The 10,930-nt window shown below is 67.8% G+C and carries 9 protein-coding genes; 2 read left to right on the plus strand and 7 right to left on the minus strand.

The annotated features are described in order from the left end of the window. Positions 1 to 225, plus strand: a 225-nt coding sequence (locus tag HUV06_RS11175; RefSeq protein ID WP_217433790.1) for a hypothetical protein, incomplete at its 5' end; no start/stop codon positions are given. Next, the gene (locus HUV06_RS11180) at positions 225 to 1,613 is read left to right on the plus strand and encodes an aldehyde dehydrogenase family protein (RefSeq protein ID WP_174301350.1); all 1,389 of its coding nucleotides are present in this window, start codon (positions 225 to 227) and stop codon (positions 1,611 to 1,613) included. The genes HUV06_RS11175 and HUV06_RS11180, both read left to right, overlap by 1 nt. Here the strand turns inward: HUV06_RS11180 and HUV06_RS11185 are convergent. The 7 genes from HUV06_RS11185 to kdpB form a co-directional block, all read right to left on the minus strand. Beyond that, positions 1,556 to 2,182, minus strand: coding sequence for a sterol desaturase family protein (locus tag HUV06_RS11185; RefSeq protein WP_174301351.1), 627 nt, complete (start codon positions 2,180 to 2,182; stop codon positions 1,556 to 1,558). The two genes, HUV06_RS11180 and HUV06_RS11185, sit on opposite strands and share 58 nt — an antisense overlap. Before the next feature lie 1,093 nt (positions 2,183 to 3,275). Next, complete coding sequence (locus HUV06_RS16040; RefSeq protein WP_217433791.1) at positions 3,276 to 3,770, minus strand: hypothetical protein; 495 nt, start codon at positions 3,768 to 3,770, stop codon at positions 3,276 to 3,278. A gap of 250 nt (positions 3,771 to 4,020) precedes the next feature. Next, positions 4,021 to 4,725: a response regulator gene (locus HUV06_RS11190; RefSeq protein WP_174301352.1), complete on the minus strand. Its 705-nt coding sequence runs from the start codon at positions 4,723 to 4,725 to the stop codon at positions 4,021 to 4,023. Between the two features lie 4 nt (positions 4,726 to 4,729). Then, positions 4,730 to 7,450 (minus strand): sensor histidine kinase KdpD, encoded by a 2,721-nt coding sequence (locus HUV06_RS11195; RefSeq protein WP_256430066.1) that lies wholly within the window; start codon positions 7,448 to 7,450, stop codon positions 4,730 to 4,732. Between the two features lie 13 nt (positions 7,451 to 7,463). After that, positions 7,464 to 9,140, minus strand: a complete 1,677-nt coding sequence (locus HUV06_RS11200; RefSeq protein WP_174301353.1) for an outer membrane beta-barrel protein — start codon at positions 9,138 to 9,140, stop codon at positions 7,464 to 7,466. Between the two features lie 47 nt (positions 9,141 to 9,187). Then, the gene (gene kdpC, locus HUV06_RS11205) at positions 9,188 to 9,778 is read right to left on the minus strand and encodes a potassium-transporting ATPase subunit KdpC (protein WP_174301354.1); all 591 of its coding nucleotides are present in this window, start codon (positions 9,776 to 9,778) and stop codon (positions 9,188 to 9,190) included. A gap of 9 nt (positions 9,779 to 9,787) precedes the next feature. Beyond that, positions 9,788 to 10,930 (minus strand): potassium-transporting ATPase subunit KdpB (gene kdpB / locus HUV06_RS11210; protein WP_174301355.1); only part of this gene is annotated, 1,143 nt, incomplete at its 5' end.

Raw genomic sequence — 10,930 nt, forward strand, 5'->3', positions numbered from 1 at the left:
GGGCGGCGTGGCCCCGCCGTGATGGCGGCCCTGGCCTGCGCGGGGCCGCTCGGGGCGCGCCTCCTCCAGGCGGTCTGCTGCCGCGAGCCGCTCCGGTCCGTGCCGCTGAACCCGCTCGCCTTCGTCCTGCTGCTCACCTTGCAATGGCGCGCCCTCCTGCGCAGGTTCAGCGACCGGCCGGAGACGTGGCGCGGGCGCAGCTATCCGGCGGGAGGTCAGGGCTGATGTTGACTGAAGGCGCGGCGGCCGCGGCCCTGAGGCGGCTGCGCGAGGCCCAGGCCCGCGACGGCTCCCCATCGTTGGAGCGTCGGCGCGAGGCGCTGCTGTCTCTGCGCCGGCTGGTGACAGCGGAGGCTGAGGGCTTCGCCGCCGCCATCTCCGAGGATTTCGGCGGGAGGTCCTGGCACGAGACCATGATCAGCGAGGTCGGCGTGGTGGTGGCCGCCATCGACCACGCCTTAGCGCGCCTCCATCGCTGGAGCCGGCCCGAGCGCGTCTTCGTGGGCTGGCGCTTCTGGCCCGCGCGGGCATTGGTGCTCAAGCAGCCGCTCGGCATAGTGGGCGTCATCGCGCCCTGGAACTATCCCGTCCAGCTTGCCCTTTCGCCGCTGGTCGGCGCCCTGGCCGCGGGTTGCCGCGTGGTGCTCAAGCCCTCCGAGCACACGCCCCGGACCGCCGAGGCGATCTGCGCCGCCGTGGCGCGCCACCTCGATCGCGACCTTGTCGCCGCCGTGGCGGGCGGCCCCGAACTGGCGGCGGAGATGTCCGGCCTCGCCTTCGACAAGCTGCTGTTCACCGGATCGTCCGCCACGGGCCGCCGCGTGCTGCGGGCCGCGGCCGACACCCTGACGCCCGTGGTTCTGGAGCTCGGCGGCAAGTCGCCCGCCATCATCGACCCTTCGGCGGACTTGAAGCGGGCTGCGGCCGACATCGTCGCCGGCAAGCTGCTCAACGCCGGCCAGACCTGTGTGGCGCCCGACTACGTGCTGCTGCCGCGCGCCACCATGCCCGCCTTCGTGGAGGCGGCGAAGGCGGCGGCGGCGCGGATGCGGCCCGATCCATCCGGATCGGACGCCACCGCCGTGTGCCGCTCCGCCGACCGCGAGCGGCTGAAGCGGCTGGTCGCCGGGCTCGACCTTGTCCCGCTCCTCCCGACCGCCGAACCGCGCGGAACGTCGCCCTGCCTGGTGATCGACCCGCCGCAGGACGGCGAGCTCATGAGCGAGGAGATTTTCGGCCCGGTGCTGCCGCTCGTGCCCTACGACGACCCGGAGGAGGTGTTTGACCACCTGAACCTGCGTCCCGCGCCGCTTGCCCTGTACTGGTTCGGTCGGGACCGGAGCCGCTTGACTACAGTCCTGGCCCGCACCCGATCCGGCGGCGTCGCCGTAAACGATACGGTGCTGCAGGTCGCGGTCGAGGGCCTGCCGTTCGGCGGCCTGGGCGAATCCGGTGTAGGCGCCTATCACGGCCGGGCGGGCTTCGACGCCTTCACCCATCGCCGCTCCGTGTTCCTGCAGTCACCCTTGTCTGGCGCCAGGCTCCTGCGGCCACCCTATGGAAGATTGGCCGAACGCGCGATATCCGCGATGGTCGGCGGTCGCGTGCGGTAGGCTGGCGCGGTTACGTTCGCATAATGGGCTGACGACAAGGTGGTCTGTCCGGCCGGCGCCGGAGCCGCCGCCGTACCCTCCGCCAGCTGGGCCGTGGCCCGGGCTTGGTTAGCCTGCAGCTGGCGCTTGAGCCTCGTCACCGTCGGCGCCCAGAGGAAGCCGTAAGACACGCATCCCCGCTTGGTCGCAACCGCATGATGCATGCGGTGCGCTTGCACCTGCCGCTTGATGAGCCGCAGTGGCAGCGGCGAGTGGAATCGGCCATGCACCAGGCCATCGTGGAACAGAGCATAGATCAGGCCGTAGGCCGCCATGCCCCACCCCAGCCACCTGGCTGGTCCCGAGTCCAAGCTGCCCCATAGGATCAAGCCCATCGAGGGCAGCGAGAAGTACAGGGCGAAAAGGTCGTTCAGCTCGAACCTTCCCCTTCGGGGTTCATGGTGCGAGCGGTGCAGGATCCAAAGGGGACCGTGCATAAGGAAGCGGTGCGTCGCCCAGGCCACACCCTCCATTCCCACCAAGGCTGAAAGGAAAAGGCCGATGTCCTGCAGGCCCCGGAGCATAGACATCAGGCAAGGGTCTCCGCCGGCCCGCAGCCGCTAGATACAGGAAATAGCGTCTCCAACCGTGCTCCACCAGCTTCCAGAGGCCGCGTGGCTCTCGGCCACGTCCTCGGCGGTCGGCAGGCTCCCACAGAGCGAGTAAGTTGCGTAGTCAGCCGTCGGTTAACGGCAGTGGTAGACTATACGAGCAGAGCGCTTTGGCATCTGGTCACAGGCGGCCGGCGATGGGCGCTGAACGCAAACCCCGCATTCCGTGCCACGGCGCCGCCGTGGACGACGACGTGCCCCGCCTCTCGACCGAGTATCGTCTCCGCCTGCCCAAGAGCTCCGGTACGCTCGACCTCGAGGCATGACGCCTTCATACCGCGCGCCAGCAACCCCGACCTCAGGATGTCGCCAGACCTGTCATTGGTAAGGATAAGCACGTGGCGGGCCTTGAGGATCAACGGCAAGGCGCGCCTGATGCTCTCCTGGGACACAGCGGAGGCCTCGCTGACCAGGACGAAGGAGTCGCACTCAGGCGCCTCTCCACCTGTGGGGCGCACCAAGATCGGCGTGTTTAACGCATGGGAGAGGACGCTCAACCGCTTCCATGCGCCTTGTTCCCCACCCAGTTCATCGGCATTCAGCATTAACAAGTCTGCCCACCAAGACAGGGCGCTAAGCGACGGCAGCATGGCTCGCGCGCTCGAGAGCCATGTTCTGCCGCCCCTCACAGACGCGCTTACGGCTTCAAACTTCTCGCCGTCGACCTCGAGGAGCCGTCGCGCCGCCCTTTCTTCGGCTGAGCCGGCCGCTTCTCCACCCGTATACGGGCTGTAGCTGAGGCAAAGCAGATGAGCGCCCAGGCGGTTCGCCACCTCGACACCTGCACGCATAAGGGGCTCCGCATCCTCCGTCAGCCCGTTGACGATCAACAGCGTCCCGAGCCGCGGGGAGGCAAGCGGGCGCGAGCACAACAGGTCGGAAAGCTTGGCCGCCCTAGCGCCCGTCCTACCTGCAGATGACGGCCCGTCGTGAAAGAGCTTGGAGGAGGTTGAGGGCAGAGGCCGCGCCGCGCTTCTCGCGACGCAACCCGATGCAGGATCGAATTGGGTCATCAGGCCGCTCTCAGCATGCAAGCCTGGTGGCCGACGGTGTGGCGAACCAGGACCGCACTCCGAAGGTCGAAGACCGTACTTTCGACCGACAAGCCTAAGGCGTTGAGGCAGAGCTCGACCTGACGGTCGTCCTCAAACGCGGGCAGTTGACAGGCGAGCACCCCGCCTTCCTTCAAATGTGGAGCGAGCCGCCGTAAGACCCGCGTCATGGTTTCGAGGTCGCGGTGGCCCGCCATAAGGATGGCGTCGACCTGCTCATAGGCTGCCGGGAACTCGCACGGTACGCATACGACCTGCTCGAAGCCCGACCTGAAAAGGGCGCTGAGCAGCTCCAGACCGCTCGGGCCCGAAACGGAAATCAGGTCCGTCTTCCGCGCCCTAGATAGCTGTAGGAGGGGGGCGACATCCAGGCTGCGGCCACCATCCGCCGTTATACAGCCGGGGCAGCTATCATTAGCTTGAACATATTCCGAGCCTAAGCCCAAGTAGGACATTGTCGACTCTCAAAGCTTAATGGCCCACTGGCCGCTACGCGAACATAGCTTGTCACTCCATAAACGGTCCATTCGCGGCCCCTTGGGTGCGCATAAAGACTTGCATTATTCTTCGTGGTCTGCAGGTCCGGACTGCTGCTTCAGCAGGCAACCCGGGAAGGCGTCGCCGGCCAAGCCGATCAGAAGATCACCAGCTGTGATCCAGGCTGAAGATCAGGACGGACCTTTCGCTTTGGGCGTCGGCAGCCCGTCACCCGGCCGCGCCGTCCGTCATGAATCGGTAGCCCACGGCGGGAACGGTCAGGATGATCCTGGGCTGGGACGGGTCGGCCTCGAGCTTCTGGCGCAGATGGCCGACGAACACGCGCAGGTACTGAACCTCCTCTGACTGGTCGTCGCCCCAGACGGCCTTGAGCAGGTGGCTGTGGGTCATGACCTTGCCCCCACCGAGCACGAGCTCGGACAGCAAGGCATACTCCCGAGGCGAGAGCTTCACGAACTCGCCAGCGCGCGTGACGAGTCGTTTGACCAGATCGATCTGGATGTCGCCGACGCGGACCACAGGCGTCGCGCCGCTCCTGATGATGCGATTGCGTAGCGCGGCCCGGAGCCGGGCCAGAAGCTCGCCCACTCCGAACGGCTTCTCCACATAGTCGTCTGCATCGTTGTCGAGCGCCTTGATCTTTTCGGCTTCCCGGTCCCGAGCCGAGAGGATGACGATGGGCCCGGGGTATATTTCTCGCGCCTTCACCAGCACGTCCTGACCATCCATGTCGGGCAGGCCGAGGTCGAGGACGACCGCGTCCGGCGGCCGCATGGCGATGGCCGCGAGCCCTTCGGCCCCGGTGGCGGCGGAGATGACCTCGAACCCGTTGGCTTCCAGGGCGGGACCCAGGAAGCGGTGGATCTGGGGCTCGTCGTCGATGACGAGGATGCGACGATGATGGGAGGACATGGGTTCAGAGAAGCTCGTAGTGAGTTGGCACGTGTTTGGGCAGGCTGATGAGGACCCGAGTTCCTCGGAAGCCCGTCGCGGCGTCGCCGTGGATGGGGCTGGCGGCGGCGATCCGGCCCCCTACCGCTTCCACGAAGCCCTTTGAGATCGAGAGCCCAAGGCCGATGCCCTTGCCGCGGTCGCTGGGCTCCTCCAGACGGCGGAACTTGTCGAACACCCGCGCCAGCTCGTCTGGCGGGATGCCCTTGCCCTCGTCCTCGATGCTGACCACGACGTTGCCGCGGTCCTCATAGGACGCGACCTCGATGTCGGTGTCGTCCGAGCTGTAGGCGATGGCGTTCTCCAGCACGTTTACGACCGCCTGCTCGAGGAGGCCGGCGTCGGTCTTCACCAGGCTCAGCTCGGCGGGGAAATCGCGGGCGAGCCGGCGGCCGCCGAGCCGTCGCTCCACCCGCTCGATGGCGGCGGCGAGGACGTCTCGGACATCGGTCCACTCCGCGTGCGGATTCAGGCCGCCGCCCTCCAGCCTCGTCATGTCCAGGAGGTCGCCGACATAGCGGTTCAGCCGGTGGGCGTCCTCCCGGATGCTTTCCAGGAGATCGCGGTAGACCTCCGGCCCCAGAGTCGCGCCGTAGTCGAGGAGCGTGGTGGCCGAGCCGAGCACGGTGGAGAGCGGGGTGCGCAGGTCGTGGCTGATGGAGTTCAGGAGCGCGGCCCGCAGCTGGTCGGAACGGCGCAGCGTCTCGGCCTCCACCGTGGCCGAGGCGAGTTCGGCGCGCTCCAAGGCCACCGCACCCTGGTCGAGCAGGGCGAGCAGCAGCCGCTCTTCGCCCGCATCCATGGCGCCGCGCTTGGCGGAGATCCCGGCGACGCCCGAACGGGCGCGCAGGCCCTGCAGGGGCCAGAAGGTCCATTCGATCTGAGGCAGGGTGCCCGTGCCCGCGCCGGCCGGCTCCCCCTTCTCCCAGGCCCAGCGAGCGGCGGTCATGGCTGCGGTGCTGAGGTCGGCGGCGTTCGGCGAGGCGGCCGCAGGACGGATCTCGGCCGCCTCCGGCAGAAGCACGACGGCCGCCGCGGCCGCCGCGCCGGAGGCCTGCTCGGCGAGCGCCTGGGCGGCCTCTTCGCGGGTGGACACCGCCGACAGCCGCCGGCTGGCCGCCAGCAGCGAGGCGACGATGGACGCCCGGCGGGAGCTCTGGCGCGCCTGGTCCCGCACGCGGCCGGTCAGCAGGCCCGTGGTCATTGCCACCGCGAAGAAGACCGCGAAGGTGATCAGGTCGGCGGCATGGCCGATGCGGAAGCTCAAGCGGGGTTCAAGGAAGAAGAAGTTATAGCTCACCGCCGCCAGCGCCGCGGCGAGCAGGCCTGGCCCAAATCCGAAAGCGGCCCCTGAGACCAAAACGCTGGCCAGGAAGATCATCGCCAGGTTGGCGTTGGCCATGTAGCGGTCCGCCGCGGTCGCGACCAAACCCGCCAGCGTCACCAGACCAAGCGCCGCCGCATAGCTCACCCAGTCGACCCGCCGTTGAGCCGTCGCGGTTGGCTCCGGCTGGATGGCTCCCTCGTCGCTCAGGGTATCGGTGACCACATGTAGTGCGGCGCCGCGGGTCTGCTCCACGAGCGTGTGGGTCAGCGATCGTCCGAACAAGATCCGCATCTTGTCCCGCATCCCATGCGTCCGGCTCGCCCGCCCGATGACGATCTGGGTGACGTTGTTGCGACGGGCGTACTGGAGGACGGTCGAGGGCAGGTCGTCGGCGCTGAGGGTCACGCCGCCGCCGCCGAGCTGCTCGGCGAGCTTCAGGGCGGACGCGGTCTGACGGACGGCGTCCGGGTGTGGAGGCCGGTTCGGCCGCTCGACGTGGAGGACGGTCCAGGGCGCGTCCATCATCAGGTCAGACAGCCGCTTGCCCGCGCGGACCAGAGCGCCCGCGAACGGTTCGCCCCCGACCAGCACCAGGATGCGTTCGCCCGCCGCCCAGGGTCCCTCGATGCCCTGAGCGCGCATCTGGCCGACGAGCTTGTCGTCCACCGTCTGAGCCGCGCGGCGGAGCGCCATCTCGCGCAGCGCCGTCAGGTTCTCCGGCTTGAAGAAGCGGTCGGCCGCCAGCCGCGCGGTCTCGGGCACGTAGACCTTGCCCTCCGCCAGACGCTTGCGCAGTTCATCAGGGGTGAGGTCGATCACCTCGATCTCGTCGGCCCGGGACAGGGCCGAGTCCGGCACGGTCTCGCGCACGCGCACGCCGGTGATGCGCCAGACCACGTCCACCAGGCTTTCGAGGTGCTGGACGTTCAGCGTGGTCCACACGTCGATCCCGGCGGCGAGCAGCTCCTCCACGTCCTGCCAGCGCTTGGGATGGCGCGAGCCCGGCGCGTTGGAGTGGGCGTACTCGTCGACCAGGAGCAGGCCCGGCCGGCGGACCAGCGCGGCGTCGAGGTCGAACTCCAGGAGCATCCGGCCGCGGTGCTCGATCGGTTGACGTGCGAGGGTCTCCAGGCCCTCGGTCAGGGCCTCGGTCTCCCTTCGGCCGTGTGTCTCCACCACGCCGACGACGACGTCGGCGCCCTCCTCCCGTCTCCGCGCGGCGGAGCTCAGCATCTCGTAGGTCTTGCCTACACCCGGCGCCATGCCGAGGAAGACGCGCAGCTCGCCCCGCCCCTCCGCCCGCGTGCGGGCCAGGAGGGCGTCGGGATCGGGGCGTCGCGGGTCCTCGAAAGTGGCCAAGCCTTTTCCCGGGTTAGAAGTGGGCGATGATGTCGCCGGACAGGACCGTCTCCTGCTGGCGGTTGGGCGCGTTGCCGTGGTTGCCGTTGCCGTTGAAGGCGTCGCCTGAGTCGGCGCGATAGTAGGCGATCTCAGGGCGAAGCTCGATCTGGGGCGACAGCCAGTGCTGGACGCCCAGCGCCACGCCTTCATAGGCCGTCGCCACGCCGGTGCGTTGACCCTGGTAGTCGTTGAAGTACTCGGTGCGCAGGGATAGGTTGTCCAGCGGTGAGAACTGATAGTTCCAGTAGGCCAGCTCCGCCTGGACGTTGGCGCGGCAGGTCAAGGTGTTGTGGTCCTTGCATTGCGCTTCGTCGGGCGCGTTGAAGCGGAACGACGGGCCGGAGAAGGGCGTGCCGCCGTTGGCGTTGATCGTCTGGACTTCCGGGTTGTTGACGTTCGGCACGCCACTTTCATGGACGTTATAGACCTCCATCGCCAAGTGGAACTTGTCAGTGAACTTATGGTAATAGGTGAAGCCCTTCCATTGAAGGTTGTTATAGCCCCATTCGCCGCTGTTGATGCCATTCATGCAGACATAGAGGTCGTCGCGGGCGCTGTCGCTCTGGTAGCGGATGCAGCCGGTGAAGGACGGGCGTGCGCCGGGGTCCTTCAGGAAGGTGGCGTTCGGGTAGATGGGATTGGGGAACGGGTTGGTCTTGTGGACCCCGTCGTTGCCGGCGAACGTGTCGGTGCCGATGACGACCCCGGCCTGGAGGAACAGGTTCTTGGTCACCGCCAATGTTCCCAGCACGCCCGTATTGGTGAAGTTGTCGAAGGTGTAGGTCATCGAGTGGGAGTACATATAGTTGTTCGGGGCCAGCTGCGCCTCGATGTCCGGCACGGAAATGAAGCGGCCAGCGCGGATCAGCAGACCCTTGGCGACTTGGGGGACATACACTTCGGCGTACAGCATCGGAAAGTCGTAGCCGGAGTTGTTGTTGGACTTGGTCAGCTGGTCGCTGCCGAAGCCGTCGGAGATGGTGTAGCGGTAGTCCACCCCGTAGATGCCTGAGATGCGGAAACCCCAGTCGATGTGGTCCCGCTGGACGGTGTCGGGCACCCGCTCCACGTAGAGCACGGTCTGGTCCATCTGGATGGTGTTGGGGTTGTAGTCGTAGCCCGCCGGGGCGTTGCCGCCCTGGACGTGGCTGGTGCTGAGGTTGGCGCCGACCTCCACCCACCCGTAGGCCTGGATGTGGGCGTCCTGCATCAGCTTGCCGAGCCCCGTAGGCGCCAGGGCGACCATCAGCGGACTGTCCACCGCATTGGGGCGGGAGGCGCCGAGCAAGGTCGCGCCGCCGTAGGGCCACTCGGTAAAGGGATAGGGGGGCTGGGTGACAGGCTGGGGCGGATAGTCGGTCCGGCGGCCGGGCAGGGCGTTAGGATCGGCCGGCGGCCCGGCCTGGCCCCACTCCAGCTTGTAGTAGTCGATCATGCGCGACAGCATGTTGCCGCCGGTCGGAATTTGCGAGGCGTCATAGCCGCCGCCAGGGGCGGTGGCCGCTGACGTGGGTGTCGCGCTGGTGGGGGGGCCTGCAGCCGCAGCCAGGACGGCGAGGTCGGCGTCGGACTCGGCGAACGCCACCGCTCCTACGCTTACGGCGAGCGCCGCGCCCATGGCGACGGACGCGAGGAGACGCGAATTCATCTTCAGTGACCTTTTGATTTTGATTTAGTTGCTAGTTCTGGTGGGACTCAGGGTCGGGTGGACGCGAGCGGATGCTGATCGTCCAAGGCCCGGTTGGTGACCAGCACATTGACGTGCGGCTGCCCTATGAAGCCCAGGATCGGCTGCTCCGTACTTTTCGCGATCTCGGCCTGAACGACGGAGACCGGCAGGCTCCGCGCCTGGGCTATGCGCTGCGCCTGGAAAGCGGCGTTCTCGGGCGAGATATCCGGATCGAGGCCTGAACCGGAGTTGGTCACTGCGTCGGCGGGGATGGCGGCGGAAGGGTTTTCCTTCCGCAGCGCAGTCGCCGTGCTCCCGACGGAGGCGGCAAGCTTGGGGTCCATGGGACCGAGGTTGGAGCCCGACGAGTTGGTGGCGTCGTAGCCGTTGGAGCCCGCCGACGAGCCGCGGGGATGAAGATATTCCGGCCGAGCGAAGCCCTGGGCGATCAGGGCGGAGCCGACCACCCGTCCGCCCGCGCCGGTCAGCAGGCTGCCATTCGCCTGGCGAGGCAGGACGAGCTGGGCCGCGCCGGTGACCGCCAGCGGATATCCCACGCCCAGGAGCAGGATGAAGAGGGCGACCGTGGCGACCGCCGCACGAAGGCGAGACAGCATGGAAGCTCCTCAGGCCAGATGAACGGTTGAGACGATCAGGTCGATGACCTTGATGCCGACGAACGGCGCGACGAGGCCGCCGAGACCATAGACCAGGAGGTTGCGGGTCAGCAGCGCCTGAGCCCCGATGGCGCGGTACTTCACGCCGCGCAAAGCCAGCGGGATCAGCGCCACGATGATCAGGGCGTTGAAGATCACCGCCGACAGGATTGCGCTCTGGGGACTATGCAGGCCCATGACGTTGAGCGCCTTCAGCGCCGGCAGCGACACCACGAACAAAGCCGGGATGATGGCGAAGTACTTCGCCACGTCGTTGGCGATGGAGAAGGTGGTCAGCGCGCCGCGGGTGATCAGCAATTGCTTGCCGACCTCCACGATCTCGATGACCTTGGTGGGATCGCTGTCGAGGTCGACCATGTTGCCGGCCTCGCGCGCCGCCTGGGTGCCGGTCTGCATGGCCACGCCTACGTCGGCCTGGGCCAGGGCCGGAGCGTCGTTGGCGCCGTCGCCACACATGGCCACCAGGCGGCCCTTGCCCTGCTCGTCCCGGATCATGCGCAGCTTGTCCTCCGGCGTCGCCTCGGCGAGGAAGTCGTCCACCCCGGCCTCGGACGCGATGGACGCGGCTGTGACGGGGTTGTCGCCGGTGATCATCACCGTGCGCACGCCCATGCGGCGGAGGTCGGCGAAGCGCTCCTTCACGCCCGGTTTGACGACGTCCTTCAGATGGATGACGCCCACCAGCCGGTCGCCCTCCGCCACCGCCAGCGGCGTGCCGCCGGAGCGGGCGATGCGGTCCACCGCCGCATCGATCTCCTTGGAAACCAGCGATCGATCGATCTTCAGGTAGCGGATCACCGCATCCACCGCGCCCTTGCGCCAGGACTGGCCGCCGACCTCCAGGCCGGAGGGGCGGGTGACGGCGGTGAAGGCGATGGCGGTGGCGCCGGCAGGTGTCTCGACCTGAAGCCCCTTCTCCCGGGCGAGCTCCAGGATTGAGCGGCCTTCCGGCGTCTCGTCGGCCAGGCTCGCCATCAGCGCGGCGCGCAGCGCTGCGGCCTCCGGCACGCCGGGCGCCGGGATGACTTCGGTCGCCATGCGGTTGCCGAAGGTGATGGTGCCGGTCTTGTCCAGCAGCAGGGTGTCGACGTC

It is taken from the genome of Caulobacter sp. S45 (genome assembly GCF_903642205.1).
Lineage (GTDB): Bacteria > Pseudomonadota > Alphaproteobacteria > Caulobacterales > Caulobacteraceae > CAHJWH01.